The sequence below is a fragment of the Aeromonas sp. S16(2024) genome (assembly GCF_041403065.1).
In the GTDB taxonomy this organism is placed as follows: domain Bacteria; phylum Pseudomonadota; class Gammaproteobacteria; order Enterobacterales; family Aeromonadaceae; genus Aeromonas.
This window is the reverse complement of record NZ_JBGLQX010000008.1, coordinates 20,078-37,235: the sequence shown is the minus strand read 5'-3', so window position 1 is coordinate 37,235 and position 17,158 is coordinate 20,078. Positions and strand designations below refer to the sequence as shown.

Sequence of the window (17,158 nt, the reverse complement as noted above, 5' to 3'; positions counted from 1 at the left end):
TCAGAGATCCAGGGCGCTGAAGGCAACCGAGAAGAGCGCATCGGCCACGATCACCATAAAGATGGAGTGGACGACGCTACGCGTGGTCTGCCGTCCGACACTGTCGGCGCCTCCCTTGGTTTGAAACCCCTGGAAGCAGCCAACGGTCACTATGATGACGGCAAATACCGGCGCCTTGCCGATGCCGATCAGCAGATCCGTGACGCTCACCGTCTTGACGAAGCGAGCGAGGAATTCGGCCGTGCCGACGTCCAGCTGGATGTGCGCCATCAGCATGCCCCCCAGGACGCCGAAGAGATCGGCGAAAAGGGTGAGCAGGGGGAGAGTGATCAGGAGAGCGAGCGCCTTGGGCAGCACCAGCATGTCGAGCGGTGCAATGCCTATGGTACGCATGGCGTCGATCTCCTCGGTCACCGCCATGGTGCCGATCTGCGCCGCGTAGGCGGAACCTGAGCGGCCGGCGACTATGATGGCGGTGATCAGCGGTGCAAACTCTCGCAGCATCGAGAGCGCGACCAGATCGACGACAAAGATGTTGGCGCCATAGAGGCGCAGCTGAGCGGCCCCCTGATAGGCGACGACGATACCGAGCAGAAAAGAGAGCAAACCGACGATGGGCAGGGCATCGACACCTGCGCTGCGGATGTTGTAAAGAATTGGGCGCCAGCGAATCCGTGTCGGATGGGCCAGCCAGCCACCAAAGGCGAAGGTGCACTCGCCGATGAAGGCGAGCAGGGCGCAGCCTTGTGCCAGCAGGGTCGCCGTGCCGTGGCCCAGGCTTTCCAGGCGGGATAGAGGGTGAGAGGGTACAGGCGCGGGTCCCGGTGCGGCCTCCTGAGCCAGAGCATCGAACAGCCTGATGAACTCCGGGCGCAACTGGCGCAATTCGACGCCAGCCGCACCGTCACGCAGCCGTCGCAGCAGTGTTTGCAGGATCCAGGCCCCTGCCGTATCGAGGGCCTCGATGCCAGAGGCGTCGATGACCCAATGCTCTCCGGCCGGGGCGGCAAAGGCGTCGAGCTCGCTTGTCAGCCTGCCTATGCCACGCGCAGTCCAGGATCCCGACAACGCCAGCGCCTGTGGCGCCGTCCGGCTCATGGCCGCCGGTGTGATGATCGGCTTCAAGGCTGGCCACCCTGACAACAGAGTGGCAACCCCGAACGGATGAAGTGCAGAAGGGGCGCCATCGGCCGATGGCGGAAGCCAGGCAGGCAGCGTGCCGGATCAGCAGGGTCAAGGGTTCCCCTGCAGGGCATGGCGCCATGACATGAGGGCGCGTCGGGCGTTTGCCTAGCGGTCGGTCCCGACCTTGATGTCATTCTTGACAGAGGTCACCCCCTCGACGCCCATGGCAATCGCGACAGCCTTGTCCAGCGCCGCCTGATCCACCGCGCCGCCACTCAGGGTGACCTCCCCGGCCTCATCGGTATCGACATGGATATTGATCAGGCTGGACATCTGCTCGGCAGCGAGCCCCGCCTTGATCTTGGTGGTGATGACCGAGACCTCGACATATTCCAGCGTCGAGGACTCCATGGTCGTCGATTCCGATGGCATCGACTGCACGGCATCGGTGTCGTCGGTGAGCCCGGCGCCATGGCTGGCCAACGGGAGCAACAGCAGTCCGGTGAGGAGCAGGTTGGCACTGAAGATATGGTTCATGGTGGTTCCTTCCTGGAGGGCTGAAAAAACGCACGTCCGGCAGCCCAGGTGCTATCCATTCGCCGTGACGAAGATGTAACACGGGGCAGCGCGCAGTTCTGTACGGCATCGTACATAACGAGGGAGGTCGACAAGGCCACGGAGGAGCGGCATGACATCAGGGGGAGATGAGGGAGCCTTGCCGCGCGACAGGCGCCGCATTGGGAGTGACTGATGGGCGGGCGAACCGCAGAGGCGCGGTTCAATCGGCCACTGTTCTCACCCGATTTGCCAGGACATGCGGCGAGCGGAGGTCCTTTGTTCGGCCACTCGAATCCACCAGAAAAGAGACGCAGCGGTTATCGGAAACAACCGCTGCGAGCGGGATGGTGCTGGCTGGTAAAGGCTACTTGGGCTCAGCGACACCGATCGGGGCGGAGACCGTCGGTTTACCCTGCATGATGGCGATCTCCACCCGCCGGTTCATGCGCCTGTTCTCCGGGCTGTTGTTCGGCACCAGCGGCTGGGAGTCCGCCATGCCCTGCACCACCAGACGGCTGCCGTCAAAGCCGGGCACCTTGATCATCTGGTGGGCCACCGCCACCGCACGCTGGGACGAAAGCTCCCAGTTGGACTGGAACAGCTCGTCTTCGGTGGCGACGTCATCGGTGTGACCGGAGACGGTGATCTCCCCGGGCACATCCTTGAGCAGGGTCGCGACTTTACGGATCACCGGCCAGAACTGGGGTTGCAGGAAGGCCGAGCCCGCCGGGAACGCCGCCTTCTCGCGGATGCGAATGATGATCTGCTGACCCAGCGCCTCTATCTCTATGGCCCCATCCTGGATCTGGGCCTGCATCTGCTCGGCCAGCGCCTTGGCCAGTTCGTTGGACTGCTCCTGCGCCTTCTGGGCCTGCTGGGCGGTGTCGCCCCCGCTCTGCTGACCCTCGGTCTTGTCATGCCCCCCCGCCTGATCCGCATCCCCGGGCTGAAAATCCAGCTCGGTCTGGGTCATGTCGATGGTCTGCTGCATGATGGTGTCGATGGGAGTCGGTTCAGGCCGGCCAGGGCGAAACTCCTGGGCGATGACCGAGGTCCCCTTGGGGATGTCTTTCACCTCCAGGATGTTCTGCACCCCGAACGCCTTCTCCATGGAGCCAGCGATCTGCTTGAACTTCTGCACATCCATCTCGGCGAAGGAGAGCAGCAGCACGAAGAAGCACATCAGCAGGGACATGAGATCGGCGAAGGTACCCATGTAACCAGGCAGGCCGGGGGGCGGACACTTGCACTTTGCCATGGGGCCTCCTATTCGAGCCCGTTGTTGCGTTTGGACTGATTCAGGTAGTTCTGCAACATGGCCTGGATCACGCGAGGATTCTGGCCGTCCTGGATACCCATGATGGCGTCGAGGATCAGGGTGCGGCTCAGTTGCTCCTCGCCGCTGCGCAGCTCCAGCTTGTCGGCGATGGGGATGGCGATCATGTTGGCTTCAATCGCCCCGTACAGCGTGGTCAGCAAGGCCACCGCCATGGCCGGACCGATGGATTTGGGGTCGCTCATGTTCGCCAGCATGGCCACCAGCCCCACTAGCGTACCTATCATCCCCATGGCGGGGCCGAGATCGCCGAGGGAGCGAAACACCTTGATGGCGATGACGTGACGCTCCGAAGTCAGCTCTATGTCCTTCTCCATCACGGCGCGCACCACGTCGGCGTCATGGCCGTCCACCAGCATGTCGATGCCCTTCTTCATGAAGGGATTGGGGATCTCCGCCGCCTCCAGCGCCAGAAAGCCCCCCTTGCGGGCCGCGTCCGCCAGTTCCACCGCCTTGGCAATCAGATCGTCGAGCTTGTCGCCCTTGTACATGAAGGCCTTGCCCGCAACCTTGAACGCCATCAGGAACTGGCTGAGGTTGAACTTCATCATGCAGATGAACAGGGAACCCAGTATGGTGATATAGACCGAGGGCATATCCACATACATGCTCATGGGGCCACCCAGCAGCATGCCGTACACCACTACCCCGAATCCCAGCACTATGCCTATCAGACTGCCTAAATCCACATCCCTACTCCTGTCGCCGAACTTGCCATCTATTTATATTTTGTTGAATTTTCTGCTATTGCGCCCCTGGCAGCAAGCCCGGCACACCTCAATAACCCGTCGGCAGTACATGGATGCCAGCCCCTTCTTATCGGCCGGGGTCTGGATAGTTTGAGGACGGCACACTTTTCTGCCTCCCCCCTGTGCCCGGTCGATGTTAAGATGAGCCGTTTTTTTCAATCCCCGAGGATGGACATGGCCAGTAAAAAAATCGACCGTCTGAGTTTTGATGCCACCCTGGAAGAGCTGGAAACCATAGTGCATCAACTCGAACAGGGGTCGCTCCCCCTCGAGGAGGCACTCAAACAATTCGAGCAAGGCATCCATCTGGTGCGGGCCGGCCAGCAGAAGCTGGAGCAGGCCGAGCAGAAGATCCAGATCCTGCTGACCCAGGCCGACGGCAGCGAACAGGCGGTCCCCTTTCGATCAGAGCAAGGAGAGGAGTGAGTGACCCTGGACGATTTCTCCCGCCTGCACCGGCGCCGCATCGACGACTGTCTCTCGGCACAGCTTGACGCCCTGCCCGCCATGGCGCCGCGCCTGCGGGACGCGATGAAATACGGCCTGCTGCTCGGCGGCAAACGGGTGCGCCCCTTCCTGGTCTACGCCGTGGGCGAGATGCTGGGGGTCAAAAGCGAGCTGCTGGATGGCCCCGCCGCTGCGGTGGAGTGCATTCACGCCTACTCCCTGCTGCACGACGATCTGCCCGCCATGGACAACGACGATTTGCGCCGTGGCCAGCCCACAGTGCACAAGGCGTTCGATGAAGGCACCGCCATCCTGGCCGGTGATGCCCTGCAGACTCTGGCCTTCTCCATACTGGCGGACCATCCCCTCCCCGACGAACTACTGGCCAACCGGGTACGGATGCTGAGCGCCCTGGCCCGCGCCTCCGGTTATCTCGGCATGTGCGGCGGTCAGGCGCTGGATCTGGAGGCCGAAGGCCGCCAAATCAGCCTCGCCGAGCTGGAGCAGGTGCACCGCCACAAGACGGGCGCCCTCATCGAGTGCGCCGTCACCCTGGGGGCCCTGTGCAAGGCCGACGTGGCGCCTGCCACCCTGGCTGCGCTGCAAACCTATGCCGCCGCCATCGGGCTCGCCTTCCAGGTGCAGGATGACATCCTCGACATCACGGGCGACACCGCCACCCTGGGCAAGCCGCAAGGTTCGGATCTGGCGCAGGAGAAGAGCACCTATCCGGCCCTGCTCGGTCTCGACAGTGCCCGTGAGCTGGCTCGCGAACTGCATGACAAGGCCTTAACAGCCCTGCAATCCTTGCCCTACAATACCGACATTCTGGAAGCGTTTGCCGATTACATCATCGAGCGAACCCACTAAACGCTGGATAACAGTAACAATATGAGCGTTGATATTAGCGATTTCCCCAACCTGGCCCTCGCGGATACGCCGGTCGAGTTGCGATCCCTGCCCAAAGAGCGGCTGCCCATTCTGTGCGAAGAGCTGCGCGAGTATCTGCTGCGCTCGGTGAGCCGCTCCAGCGGCCACTTCGCCTCCGGCCTTGGCACCGTCGAGCTGACGGTGGCGTTGCACTACGTCTACAACACCCCCTTCGATCGACTGGTGTGGGACGTGGGCCATCAGGCCTATCCCCACAAGATCCTGACCGGTCGGCGCGAGCGCATTCACACCATTCGCCAGAAAGATGGCCTGCACCCCTTCCCCTGGCGGGAAGAGAGCGAGTACGACGTGCTCAGCGTGGGCCACTCCAGCACCTCCATAGGTGCCGCCCTCGGCATGGCGGTTGCCGCCGAGAGCGAGGGGCTGGGCCGCAAGGTGGTGGCCGTCATAGGTGACGGCGCCATCACCGCGGGCATGGCCTTCGAGGCCCTCAACCACGCCGGCGATGTCCACAAGGACATGCTGGTGGTGCTCAATGACAACGAGATGTCCATCTCCGAGAATGTCGGGGCGCTCAACAACCACCTGGCCAGGCTGATGTCCGGCAAGCTCTACACCACCATCCGCGAAGGCGGCAAGAAGGTGCTGGCGGGGCTGCCGCCGGTCAAGGAGCTGGCCAAGCGGGCCGAGGAGCACCTCAAGGGCATGGTGGTGCCAGGCACCCTGTTCGAGGAGTTCGGCTTCAACTACATAGGCCCCATCGACGGCCACGACATCCACGCTCTGGTCGAGACCCTGCGCAACATGCGCAACCTCAAGGGCCCCCAGCTGCTGCACGTCAAGACCAAGAAGGGCAAGGGCTACGAGCCCGCAGAGAAAGACCCCATCGGCTATCACGCCGTCCCCAAGTTCAACCCGGACGAGTGCGCCCTGCCCAAGAGCGCCGGTGGCAAGCCCACCTTCTCAGCCATCTTCGGCCAGTGGCTGTGCGACATGGCCGCCAAGGACGAGCGTCTGGTCGGCATCACCCCCGCCATGCGGGAGGGCTCGGGGCTGGTCAAGTTCAGCCAGCAGTACCCGGATCGCTACTTCGACGTTGCCATCGCCGAGCAGCATGCGGTCACCTTCGCCGCTGGCCTGGCCATCGCCGACAAGAAACCCGTGGTTGCCATCTATTCAAGCTTCCTGCAACGGGCCTATGACCAGCTGATCCACGATGTGGCGCTGCAGAACCTGCCGGTGCTGTTTGCCATAGACCGCGCCGGTCTGGTGGGGGCCGACGGCCCTACCCATCAGGGGGCGTTCGACATCAGCTTCCTGCGCACAGTGCCGAACATGGTGGTGATGACGCCGTCCGACGAGAACGAGTGCCGCCAGATGCTCTACACCGGCTATCAGTGCAACCAGCCTGCGGCGGTGCGCTACCCCCGTGGCAGCGGCTGCGGCAGCGAGATCATGGGCGAGATGGAGGCACTCGAACTCGGCAAGGGTCGCGTCGTTCGTGATGGCAAGGGCACCGCCATACTGGCGTTTGGTACCCTGCTGCATCAGGCCAGGGCCGCCGCCGAGGCGCTGGACGCCACCCTGGTAGACATGCGCTTCGTCAAGCCCATGGATGAGGCACTGGTGCTTGAACTTGCCGCCTCCCACGATCAGTTTGTCACTCTCGAGGACAACGCCATCATGGGCGGGGCCGGCTCTGCGGTGAACGAACTGCTGATGCGTGCCAAGCAGTGCAAACCGGTGCTGAATCTCGGTTTGCCGGATCGCTTCGTGGAGCAAGGCACCCAGGAGGAGATCTATGCCCAGCTGGGGCTGGATGCCGTTGGCATCCGGGCCAGCATAGAGGCCTGGCTGCAAGCCTGATCAAGCGGTTAACGCGATCAAACAAAAGAAGGGCGCCTGATGGCGCCCTTCTTGTTTTCTGCGTGTCTGACCTTTCTTACCCTTTGTAGATCTTCGGGTTAAACACATCCCGCAGCCAGTCACCCAGCAGGTTGATGACCAGCACCAGCACCACCAGGCAGATGCCAGGGAAGGCGGTGATCCACCAGGAGCCGGAGAAGATGTAGTTGAAGCCCACGCTGATAAGCGACCCCAGCGACGGCTGATCCACCGGCATGCCCAGCCCCAGGAAGGAGAGTGCCGCCTCGCTCATGATGGCGTTCGCCACCTGCACGGTGGAGATGACCAGGATGGGCGACAGGCAGTTCGGCAGTATGTGGCGGAACATGATGCGCGGGGCACGGAACCCCATCACCTGGGCCGCTTCCACGTACTCCTTCTTCTTCTCAGCCAGCACGGAGGCGCGTACCGTCCGGGCGTACTGGGGCCACTCGGCGATGCCGATGATCACCACCAGCATCAGGATGGCGAACTTCGAGTAGAACTCGGAGCCAAAGGTCGCCTGGAAGATGGCGGAGATGATGATGGCCACCATCATGGTGGAGAACGACAGCTGCACGTCGGCAAAGCGCATCAGCAGGTTGTCGATGCGACCACCGAAGTAGCCGGCGATTAGGCCGATGACGATGCCGAGCACCAGCTGCAGACCGACGGCAAACAGGCCTATGGTCAACGAGATGCGGGCGCCATAGAGGATGGTGCTCCAGATGTCCCGTCCCTGGTTGTCGGTACCGAGCCAGAAGCGAGCCTCGCCCCCTTCCAGCCAGGAGGGAGGCAGCTCCGCATCCATCAGATCGAAGCTGGTCTGGTCATAGACGTTGTGCGGTGCCAGCCAGGGCGCCAGCAGCGCCGCCAGTACGAACACCACGAACACCGCAAAGCTGAACATGGCTACCTTGTCCCGCAGGAAGTAGTAGACGATGTCAGAGTTCTTGAATCGCGCCCAACGGCTTGGGCTTGCAGTTACAGCATTAGTCATCTGTTACCCCTTGGCGGTCAGGTTGACGGTCGGGTTGATGAACCCGTAGAGCAGGTCGACCAGGGTATTGGTCACCACGAAGATAAGGCCCACGAAGATGACGTAAGCGGTGATCAGCGGGGTATCGACCCTGTGGATCGCCTCGAGGAACAGGAAACCCGTCCCCGGCCACTGGAACACGCTCTCGGTCAGTATGGTGTAGGCCACCATGGTGCCGATCTGCACGCCGCCGACGGTGATGACCGGCAGCATGGTGTTTTTGAGGGCGTGGCTGTAGTAGACCTTGTTGTTGTCCAGCCCCTTGGCACGGGCGAACTTCACGTACTCGGAGGAGAGCTGCTCCAGCATCTCCGAGCGTACCAACCGGATGAACAGCGGCAGCATGATGGAGGAGAGGGAGACCGCAGGCAGGATCAGGTGCAGTATGCCGTCCCAGGTAAAGAAGCCCGACTCCCAGCCCAGCAGGTTGTAGGTCTCGCCACGGCCATAGGCCGGCAGCCAGCCTAGCTGGATGGAGAAGAGGTACATCAGCATGATGGCGGTCAGGAAGACCGGGATCGAGATGCCGATGCTGCTCACCGCCATGATGAGCTTGGTCAGGAAACTGCGCGGTCTTATCGCCGAATAAACCCCCAGCGGAATGGAGACCACGACGATGATGAGCGCAGCGGCAAACACCAGCTCAAGGGTAGCCACCAGCTTGTCGAGGATCACCTCGAGGGCCGGTCGCTTGAAGAAATAGGAGGTGCCCAGATCCCCTTGCACCGCGTTCTGCAGGAAGCGGCTGTATTTCACCAAAAAGGGATCGTTGAGGCCCATTTTGTCGCGCAGCTCCTGGCGCACGGACTCGGAGACGGATTGTCCCACCAGCTCGCGCAGCGGATCCCCCAGGTTGTCCTGGATGGAGAAGGCGACCAGGCTGATGACGAACATCACTATCACGGCCTGATAGAACCGTTTCAGCAGGAATGTAAACATGCTTGTCCTTCTACGTGGCCTGTGTCTTGGCACAGGCTTCTGTTAATGACGGGGCACCCATGGGCGCCCCGCCAGGTCCTTCCTTCATAACCTGTTCATGGTCTGTGACGAGAGGCCGTCAGCAAGGTAAAGAGCTGTGCAGGAACCGGAGTGTGTAATGACACATGAGGATTCCGAGCAGCGCATGAGCCTTGATCACGGCGTCGCAGTAAGAACATGAGCAGGTTCTTATTTGTTGACCACCAGGTCACCCAGGTAAGGGAAGTTCATCACGTTGACCACCGGCTTGATGTCGACGTTCTTCTTGGCACCGTAGGCCAGGTCCTCCCAGTGCAAGGGCACATAGGCAGCGTCGTCGATCAGCATGGCTTCCACCTTCTGCAGGATGGCGGCACGCTTGGCCGGATCGGTTTCGGTGTTCGCTTCCATCACCATCTTGTCAGCTTCTGCGTTGGCATAACCGCCGCAGTTGTACTGACCCATGCCGGTCTTGGCATCCTTGGTGAAGGTCAGGAACTCGAAGAAGTTCGCACTGTCTTCGGTGTCGGAGTGCCAGCCGATCAACTGCATGTCGGCGGCGCACTTGTCAAACTCGGGCCAGTACTGGGCCACCGGCATGGTCTTCAGATCCACCTTGATGTTGATCTTGGAGAGCATGGCGGAGACGGCCTGGGCGATCTTGACGTCGTTGACGTAGCGGGCGGCCGGGGAGATGAAGGTCATCTTGAAGCCCTGCTCGTAACCGGCTTCCTTCATCAGCTCCTTGGCCTTGGCCAGATCATACTGGGGCTTGAGCGCCTCGTTGTAACCGGCATAGCCTTTCGGGCTCAGCTGGCCAGCGGGGGTACCGAAGCCCTTGTTGATCTTGTCGACGATGCCCACCTGGTTGATGGCGTAGTTGATCGCCTGACGCACGCGCTTGTCTTTGAGCGCCGGGTTGGTGTTCTGGTTCAGCTCGATGATGATGGCGCGGGTACCGGACAGGGTCACCAGCTGGGAATCCTTGCCGTTCTTCACGCGCTCCAGATCGTTCGGGGCAACCGGGTAGATCATGTCCACGTCTCCACCCAGCAGGGCGGCTACGCGGGTCGCGTCTTCCTTGATCGGCACCACGGTCAGGTTCTGGACGTTGCCCTTGGAGGCCTTGTCCCAGTAGTTGGCGTTGCGGGCATATTCCAGCTTCACGCCCTGCTCGCGGAACTTGACGCTGAACGGACCTGTACCGGAGACATGGGTAGAGGCATAGGAGTCGCCGTTCTTGACGATGGCGGCCTTGTCCTTGCCGGCTTCATCCTTGCCGCTGTAGAACTTGGAGTCCATCGGGAAGATGTAGGTGACGGTCTGCAGCACCAGCGGGAACGGCTTGGCGGTGACGAGATCCACGGTGAAGTCATCCACCTTCTTGGCTTCGGCGATGGGGTCGAAAATCGCCTTGAAGTCCGGGGAGGCCTTCAGACGGTTGACGGTCCATACCACGTCATCGGCGGTGAAGTCGTTGCCGGAGTGGAACTTGACACCCTTGCGCAGGTGGAAGCGGACGGTCTTGTCGTCGATGCGCTCATACTTCTCGGCCAGACGCGGCTCGAATTGCAGATCCTGGGTGTAACGCATCAGGGGATCGAACACCAGGTGAGACATCTCCAGGGTCTGACCGGAGAGCTGCTCCTGCGGGTCCAGCGAGGTGGCGTCAGAGGCGACGGCAACCTTGATGTCGGCGGCAGAAACGTTGAACGCGAGACCCGCGGCGAACAGCGCCATGGCGATCTTGGATAATCCTTTCTTCATGTCTTTCTCCATGCTTTTGGCTTTTTATTGACAGACAAACCGGCGAACCGGTGCTTTCCTAGCTTGCGATTTCCAGCCCCTCGCGGGACATTCCCTTAAATTCCGGCATGAGGGAGATCAGCTTGCGGCTGTACTCATGCTCGGCATTGGTAAACAGTTTTTCGGTCTCCGCGACCTCCACCAGGTGGCCGTGCTGCATCACGCCGATGCGATCGCACATCTGGCGGATGACCGGCAGATCGTGGCTGATGAACAGCATGGTGAGCCCAAGCTCCTGCTGCAAATCCTTGAGCAAGTTGAGGATCTGGGCCTGCACCGAGACATCCAGCGCCGAGGTCGGCTCGTCGCAGATGAGGAAGCGCGGCCGGGTCGCCAGGGCGCGGGCAATGGAGATGCGCTGGCGCTGACCACCTGAGAACTCGTGGGGATACTTGACCCCGGCCCCGCGGCCGAGGCCGACGTGATCCAGCAGATCGCTCACTATGCCCTGGATCTGGCTCTCGCTGCTCGCCAGTTTGTGGAAGCGGATCGGCTCGGCGATGATGTCACGCACCTTCATGCGCGGGTTCATCGAGGAGTAAGGGTTCTGGAACACCATCTGCATCTGGCGGCGCAGCGGGCGGCGCTCATGCTCCCCTTTCAGGGCGGTGAGATCGATCCCCTCAAAGAAGATCTTGCCGGTATCGGGCGGATAGAGGCCTGTGATGGCACGGGCTATGGTGGATTTGCCGGAGCCCGACTCCCCCACCAGACCGAAGGTCTCCCCTTCGAAGATCTCGAAGCTGATGTTGTTGCAGGCGCGCACGTACTGGCGACGGCTCGGGAAGATGGAATCCTTGGTGACGAACTTCAGATCCACGTTCTCCACCCGCAGCAGGGCACCTTCATAGCTGCGCTCGTCCTGACTCTGACCGAGCCAGTGGGTCTTGAGATCGATGCTGAGATCCGGCGCACCGGCATCCTCTATGTAGGAGACCAGGGGGAAGCGCACCAGCTTCACATCGGAGCGGGGCACCGCCGAGATGAGGCTGCGGGTATAGGGGTGGCTGGGGCGACCCAGCACCTGTTCTGTGGTGCCGAACTCCACCAGATCCCCGCGATACATGACAGCCACCTTGTCGGTGACGTTGGAGACCACGCCCATGTCGTGGGTCACCAGCATGCAGCCCACCTGACGCTCCTTGCAGAGGTTGCGGATGAGCTGGAGGATCTGGTCTTGAATGGAGACGTCCAGCGCAGTGGTCGGCTCATCGGCGATGATGAGCTCGGGATCCCCCGACAGCGCGATGGCGATGACCACCCGCTGGCGCATGCCACCGGAGAACTGGTGCGGGTACTGCTTGATGCGGATTTCCGGCTGCGGTATCCCGACCGCCCCCATCAGCTCGAGGGCCTTGGCAAAGGCGGCCTCGCGATTGAGATCGGTATTGGCCAGTATGGTCTCCACCAACTGCTGCTCAACGGTGAACAGCGGATTGAGGGAGGTCATGGGATCCTGGAAGATGAAGCCGATACGGGAGCCACGGATGGCACGCATCTCGTTCTGGCTCTTGCCGGAGATGAGCTCGCCGTTGAGGTAGATATCGCCACGGGCGATGCGACCGGGCGGGCTCAACAGATCGATGACGGCATTGCCTATGGTGGACTTGCCGGCGCCTGATTCACCGACTACGCCGACGATCTCGCCTTTTTCCACGGAAAAAGAGAGATCCTTGACCGCGGCCAGTACCCCATAGCGGGAGGGGTACTCGATCCGCAAGTTTTTCACTTCGAGCAAGGACATGGTTACCTCTGCGGGGGACATCCGTCCCAAATAATTCGTCCGTAAATCAGCCGCAGATGCTGGTTGTGCCTTGGTACTTATGTTGAGAGCTTGTCTTGTGTAATAAACGCTCAATCCATGAGGCAACCAAACCAGCGATCCGGGCGGGTTTTTTGCATTTTTTTGGAATAACCCGCGAGTAAGTTAGTCGGTTTGTCCGCGGGTGTAAATGATCCAGTTATACAATTTCGCAATACTTTGCGCAGATAACGCACTCGCCATTGGCGCAAAATGTCGATAAATATCACATTAACAGAGATTGTGATGGAAATGCGAGAGATTAGCTTATTTAAACTTCAACAAAGATGTAACAAGCAATCGAATCCACTATTCAACACAGACTGCGCAGCTTCGAATGAGTAGTGAATATTTATGTGAAATGATTTTTTAACGGCAGCATATCTGGATGAAGGAAAACTAAGCAGAGATAAATAGGGTCAACTCAGAATGATCTGCCAGAGCCCGGTGCGCCGTCACCGGACAAGCCGGGGGGATTGCATACAAAAAGGCGCAGTCCCGACAAGGAACTGCGCCTGAAGCTTAATTGTATGGAAAGAGCGGGCAGACAGACGATGACACTGCGCGGCATCGGGGGCCGAGGCCACCGATCCCACCTACCAGCGAGCCAGCAACTGCATGCAGAGCAGGGCGAACAGACCGGCGATGAGGTCATCCAGCATGATGCCGAGCCCGCCATGGATACGGCGATCGAACCAGGAGATGGGCCAGGGCTTGAGCACGTCGAACAGCCGGAACAGCACGAAGCCGGCCAGCACCCACTCCCAGCCAGCGGGAGCGGCAATCATGGTGACGCCAAACCCTATCACCTCGTCCCAGACGATGGCACCGTGATCCGGCATGCCGATGGCATCGGTGGCCGCCTGGCAGATGCGTATGCCCGCCACGAAACCCACCGCCAGCAGAGCGATGAACCAGGGGGTCGGCAGACCGCTCACCAGCAGGTAGAGCGGAATGGCCACCAGGGTCCCCATGGTCCCCGGCGCCCTGGGAGAGAGACCGGCACCAAAGCCCAGCGCCAGACAGTGGAGCGGGTTCTTCAGGCTCAGGCTTTTGAGCTCGGGCCTTATCTTGAAAAAGCTCATGCGAAGTGATCCCAGCCCTTGAGATGAAGCTCGACTGGCTGCTCATCCTGCACATAGTCGATGCCGGGGTCGCCGGCCTGGATGCGGCCGATGCGGGTGAACCTGACACCACAGTTGGCCAGCGCCGTGTCCAGGGCGCCGTGATGCTCTTGTGGCACCGTGAAGCAGAGCTCGTAGTCATCGCCACCGGCCAGCGCCAGTTGCCAGGCATCCCGTACGGGCACGGCGTCCTGCAACACCGGCGAGAGGGGCAGCAGGTCGAGATCGATCTGGGCCCGAACACCGGACGCCTTGAGGATATGGCCGAGATCGGAAGCCAGGCCATCGGAGAGATCCAGCGCGCTGCTTGCCAGCCCGCGCAGGGCCTGACCGGCCAGGATGCGGGGATGGGGATGATCGAGCCTGGGCAGCACGGCCGCCAGCTGGTTCTCGTTGAGGGTGCGCTTGCCCAGCAAATGGGAGAGCGCCAGGGCCGCATCCCCCAGGGTGCCGGTGACATAGATGCCGTCCCCCACCCTGGCGCCGCTGCGCATCAGGGCACGGCCGGTCGGAACCGATCCCTTCACCGAGACGGTGATGGAGAGTGGCCCGCGGGTCATGTCTCCCCCTACCAGGGCCACATTGTAATATTCGGCAAGCTCCAGGAATCCTTCCGCAAAGCCCGCAACCCAGGCCTCGTTGACGGCAGGCAGGGTCAATGCCAGGGAGACCCAGCGCGGCTCGGCCCCCATGGCGGCGAGGTCGGAGAGGTTGACCGCCAGCGCCTTGTAGCCCAGATCCACCGGATCCATGTCCGGGAAGAAGTGCACACCGCTCACCAGGGTATCGGTGCTCACCGCCAGTTGGGTATCGGCGGGCAGGGTCAGCAGGGCGCAGTCATCCCCTGGGCCCATCACCACGTCCTTGCGGGCGTGGGGGACCTTGAAGTACTTCTCAATCAGCTCAAATTCACCCATACAGTAAAAAGCCAGCGGTTAAGCTGGCTCCTCTCTTAGATGCTGTAGATGCGCTTGCTGCGGCATCGTGATCAAGGCTCATCTGCTGCTCGGGCTCCGCATGTATCTCTATACACTCAGGCCCCTGCGCTGCTCTTCACCTTGCTGACGACTTCTCGCGACAGCGCATCTATCAGCACTGAATGCTGATGGACGGCGGGATCAACGCTTGGGCAGCGTCTTGATCACCTTGTCCAGTACACCGTTGACAAACTTGTGGCTGTCATCGGCGGCGAAGGCTTTGGCCAGCTCGATCGCTTCGTTGATCACCACGCGCGGCGGCACATCATCACGACGAGTCAGCTCGTAGGTCGCCAGACGCAGGATCGCCTTGTCCACCATGTCCACTTCTTCCAGCGGACGGGAGAGGAAAGGTGAGAACACCTTGTCCAGCTCGTTGCAGTGGACCGCTACCCCGAACAGCAGATCGCGGAAATAGCTCAGGTCCACACCCTTGGTGTCCTGATCGATCTTGAACTGCTCTTCGATGTCGCCCACGTTGGCCTGGGTCATCTGCCACTGGTAGATGGCTTGGGTGGCGCAATGGCGGGCCTTACGGCGCTCGGACGGTTTCAATGTACTTCTCCTCGTTACACGTCCAGCTGTTTCAGGACGTTGATCATTTCGAGCGCGCTCAGTGCAGCCTCTGCACCCTTGTTACCCGCCTTGGTACCGGCGCGCTCGATGGCTTGTTCAATGTTTTCAGTGGTCAATACGCCGAAGGCGACGGGAATTTCATACTCCATCATCACCTGGGCCAGCCCCTTGCCGTTCTCGCTCGCCACCAGTTCGAAGTGATAGGTGCCGCCACGGATGACGGTGCCGAGCGCGACTATGGCGTCGTATTGACCGCTCTTGGCCAGCTTCTTGGCTGCCAGGGGGATTTCGACGGCACCCGGCACACGCACCAGGGTGAGATTGCTGTCCTGGACCTGGCCTTGACGCTTGAGCACGTCCAGCGCGCCGTTCACCAGGCTGTCATTGATGAAGCTGTTGAAACGGGCAACGACAATAGCAACACGCGCCTCGGGAGCGGCGATATTCCCTTCGATAATCTTCATTGGAAATCCTGTCTCTGTGCAATCAATAGGGGCCGGGGCCAAAAGTGCACGCATTCTAGCACAACAGAGCCGCGACAAAAAACCATGGCCGCAACGAGCGGCCATGATAGTCATTCAAGCCATCAGGGACTTGTTCGCCGACGTACTCCACCACCTCAAGGCCGAAGCCGCTGACGAGGATGGTATTTCGTCAAGCGAGTACCAAGGCGCTTACTCGCCGACGTACTCCACCACTTCCAGGCCGAAACCGCCGAGGGCATGGTATTTCTTCGGCGAGCTCAAGAGGCGCATCTTGCCGACCCCGAGCGCCTTGAGGATCTGGGAGCCCACGCCGACCCGGCGCGAGGTGCCCTGCCACTTGGCCCCTTCCGGCGCCAGCCCCTTGTCGGCAGCTTCAAAGCCCTTGACCCGGGCCAGCAGCTCGGCGCCCTGGGCTTCCGCCCCCAGGATCACCAGCACACCGCCCTCGTCGGCGATGCGGGCCATGGATTTGGGCAGCGGCCAGCTGCGGGCGCTGTGGCGATCCGTCAGCAGCAGATCGCTCAGCACGTCGTGCAGATGGACCCGCACCAGGGTCGGCTGGTCGGCCTTCACCTCGCCTTTCTTGAGGGCGAAGTGCACCTGGTTGTCTATGGTGTCGCGGAAGGTGACCAGATCAAATTCCCCGAACTCGGTGGGCAGCTTGCACTCGGCCACCTTCTCCACCGTAGTCTCGTGCTGGTTGCGGTACTCGATGAGATCCGCAATGGTGCCCAGCTTGATGCCGTGCTGCTCCGCGAAGACTTCCAGATCCGGACGGCGCGCCATGGTGCCATCCTCGTTGAGGATCTCGACGATGACGGAGGCCGCCTCGTAACCGGCGAGACGCGCCAGATCGCAACCGGCTTCGGTGTGACCGGCACGGGTCAGCACGCCACCATCCTGCGCCATCAGCGGGAAGATGTGGCCAGGCTGCACCAGATCGGCGGCCTTGGCATTAGGTGCGACGGCGGCCTGTACGGTGACGGCGCGATCGGCGGCGGAGATGCCCGTGGTCACCCCCTCGGCCGCTTCTATGGTCACGGTGAAGGCGGTGGAGAACTGGGCGTTGTTCCTGTCCACCATCAACGGCAGCGCCAGCTGCTTGCAGCGATCCCGGGTCAGGGTCAGGCAGATGAGGCCACGACCGTAGCGCGCCATGAAGTTGATATCCTCAGGACGGACACAGGAGGCGGCCATGATGAGGTCCCCTTCGTTCTCCCTGTCTTCGTCATCCATCAGGATCACCATCTTGCCTGCCTTGATATCGGCAATGATTTCCTGGGTTGTGCTCAGCGCCATGGGCTACTCCATCAACATGCTTGGGGAATTGAGCCTGCCGGCTCGGCTTGATACTGCGTCATTGTGTGCTAGATGGGGGCGCGAGGCCCCATTTCAATCGGAGC

16 protein-coding genes are annotated in these 17,158 nt (G+C 61.3%); 3 read left to right on the top strand and 13 right to left on the bottom strand.

The annotated features are described in order from the left end of the window. The 4 genes from ACB030_RS07830 to pomA form a co-directional block, all read right to left on the bottom strand. Positions 1-1,125 (bottom strand): ABC transporter permease, encoded by a 1,125-nt coding sequence (locus tag ACB030_RS07830; protein ID WP_371158884.1) that lies wholly within the window; start codon positions 1,123-1,125, stop codon positions 1-3. Between the two features lie 165 nt (positions 1,126-1,290). Then, a complete protein-coding gene (locus ACB030_RS07825) occupies positions 1,291-1,662 on the bottom strand; it encodes a BON domain-containing protein (RefSeq protein ID WP_371158883.1) in 372 nt (123 codons plus the stop codon). Between the two features lie 385 nt (positions 1,663-2,047). Next, entirely contained in the window at positions 2,048-2,941 is an 894-nt protein-coding gene (locus ACB030_RS07820) for a flagellar motor protein MotB (protein WP_205642299.1), read from the bottom strand. 8 nt (positions 2,942-2,949) lie between these two features. After that, complete coding sequence (gene pomA / locus ACB030_RS07815) at positions 2,950-3,708, bottom strand: flagellar motor protein PomA (protein WP_043129112.1); 759 nt, start codon at positions 3,706-3,708, stop codon at positions 2,950-2,952. 234 nt (positions 3,709-3,942) lie between these two features. On the opposite strand from pomA, the gene xseB reads away from it, so the two are divergent. Genes xseB through dxs form a run of 3 tightly spaced genes read left to right on the top strand, consistent with a single transcriptional unit; the run spans position 3,943 to position 6,972 of the window. Next, positions 3,943-4,194 (top strand): exodeoxyribonuclease VII small subunit, encoded by a 252-nt coding sequence (xseB, locus tag ACB030_RS07810; protein WP_025326041.1) that lies wholly within the window; start codon positions 3,943-3,945, stop codon positions 4,192-4,194. After that, positions 4,195-5,085, top strand: coding sequence for a (2E,6E)-farnesyl diphosphate synthase (gene ispA, locus ACB030_RS07805; protein ID WP_371158882.1), 891 nt, complete (start codon positions 4,195-4,197; stop codon positions 5,083-5,085). It begins immediately after the preceding gene. A 21-nt stretch (positions 5,086-5,106) separates the two neighbouring features. Next, positions 5,107-6,972, top strand: coding sequence for a 1-deoxy-D-xylulose-5-phosphate synthase (dxs, locus tag ACB030_RS07800; RefSeq protein ID WP_371158881.1), 1,866 nt, complete (start codon positions 5,107-5,109; stop codon positions 6,970-6,972). Between the two features lie 76 nt (positions 6,973-7,048). Here dxs and ACB030_RS07795 read toward each other — a convergent pair whose 3' ends face one another. From ACB030_RS07795 to ribBA, 9 genes are all read right to left on the bottom strand, one after another. Next, positions 7,049-7,990, bottom strand: a complete 942-nt coding sequence (locus ACB030_RS07795; protein WP_025326038.1) for an ABC transporter permease — start codon at positions 7,988-7,990, stop codon at positions 7,049-7,051. 3 nt (positions 7,991-7,993) lie between these two features. Then, positions 7,994-8,968, bottom strand: coding sequence for an ABC transporter permease (locus ACB030_RS07790; RefSeq protein WP_025326037.1), 975 nt, complete (start codon positions 8,966-8,968; stop codon positions 7,994-7,996). A 228-nt stretch (positions 8,969-9,196) separates the two neighbouring features. Further along, the gene (locus tag ACB030_RS07785; RefSeq protein WP_371158880.1) at positions 9,197-10,753 is read right to left on the bottom strand and encodes an ABC transporter substrate-binding protein; all 1,557 of its coding nucleotides are present in this window, start codon (positions 10,751-10,753) and stop codon (positions 9,197-9,199) included. Between the two features lie 58 nt (positions 10,754-10,811). After that, complete coding sequence (locus ACB030_RS07780; protein WP_106887630.1) at positions 10,812-12,536, bottom strand: ABC transporter ATP-binding protein; 1,725 nt, start codon at positions 12,534-12,536, stop codon at positions 10,812-10,814. A gap of 653 nt (positions 12,537-13,189) precedes the next feature. After that, positions 13,190-13,678 (bottom strand): phosphatidylglycerophosphatase A, encoded by a 489-nt coding sequence (locus tag ACB030_RS07775; RefSeq protein WP_171273383.1) that lies wholly within the window; start codon positions 13,676-13,678, stop codon positions 13,190-13,192. Then, a complete protein-coding gene (gene thiL / locus ACB030_RS07770; RefSeq protein WP_371158879.1) occupies positions 13,675-14,634 on the bottom strand; it encodes a thiamine-phosphate kinase in 960 nt (319 codons plus the stop codon). Before thiL ends, ACB030_RS07775 begins: the two co-directional genes overlap by 4 nt. A gap of 201 nt (positions 14,635-14,835) precedes the next feature. Further along, complete coding sequence (gene nusB, locus ACB030_RS07765; protein ID WP_025326032.1) at positions 14,836-15,249, bottom strand: transcription antitermination factor NusB; 414 nt, start codon at positions 15,247-15,249, stop codon at positions 14,836-14,838. A gap of 14 nt (positions 15,250-15,263) precedes the next feature. Then, positions 15,264-15,734 carry a 6,7-dimethyl-8-ribityllumazine synthase gene (ribE, locus tag ACB030_RS07760; RefSeq protein WP_106887633.1) on the bottom strand — a complete coding sequence of 157 codons (471 nt, stop codon included), beginning with the start codon at positions 15,732-15,734 and terminating at the stop codon, positions 15,264-15,266. 210 nt (positions 15,735-15,944) lie between these two features. After that, positions 15,945-17,054: a bifunctional 3,4-dihydroxy-2-butanone-4-phosphate synthase/GTP cyclohydrolase II gene (gene ribBA / locus ACB030_RS07755; protein WP_371158878.1), complete on the bottom strand. Its 1,110-nt coding sequence runs from the start codon at positions 17,052-17,054 to the stop codon at positions 15,945-15,947. Positions 17,055-17,158: the final 104 nt, after the last annotated feature.

Coding starts and splice junctions, on each gene's coding strand:
- ribBA (WP_371158878.1), bottom strand. CDS start 17,054: ATGGCGCTGAGCACAACCCAGGAAATCATTGCCGATATCAAGGCAGGC.
- dxs (WP_371158881.1), top strand. CDS start 5,107: ATGAGCGTTGATATTAGCGATTTCCCCAACCTGGCCCTCGCGGATACG.
- ACB030_RS07820 (WP_205642299.1), bottom strand. CDS start 2,941: ATGGCAAAGTGCAAGTGTCCGCCCCCCGGCCTGCCTGGTTACATGGGT.
- ribE (WP_106887633.1), bottom strand. CDS start 15,734: ATGAAGATTATCGAAGGGAATATCGCCGCTCCCGAGGCGCGTGTTGCT.
- thiL (WP_371158879.1), bottom strand. CDS start 14,634: ATGGGTGAATTTGAGCTGATTGAGAAGTACTTCAAGGTCCCCCACGCC.
- ACB030_RS07775 (WP_171273383.1), bottom strand. CDS start 13,678: ATGAGCTTTTTCAAGATAAGGCCCGAGCTCAAAAGCCTGAGCCTGAAG.
- ACB030_RS07780 (WP_106887630.1), bottom strand. CDS start 12,536: ATGTCCTTGCTCGAAGTGAAAAACTTGCGGATCGAGTACCCCTCCCGC.
- ACB030_RS07825 (WP_371158883.1), bottom strand. CDS start 1,662: ATGAACCATATCTTCAGTGCCAACCTGCTCCTCACCGGACTGCTGTTG.
- ACB030_RS07790 (WP_025326037.1), bottom strand. CDS start 8,968: ATGTTTACATTCCTGCTGAAACGGTTCTATCAGGCCGTGATAGTGATG.
- xseB (WP_025326041.1), top strand. CDS start 3,943: ATGGCCAGTAAAAAAATCGACCGTCTGAGTTTTGATGCCACCCTGGAA.
- ACB030_RS07795 (WP_025326038.1), bottom strand. CDS start 7,990: ATGACTAATGCTGTAACTGCAAGCCCAAGCCGTTGGGCGCGATTCAAG.
- ACB030_RS07785 (WP_371158880.1), bottom strand. CDS start 10,753: ATGAAGAAAGGATTATCCAAGATCGCCATGGCGCTGTTCGCCGCGGGT.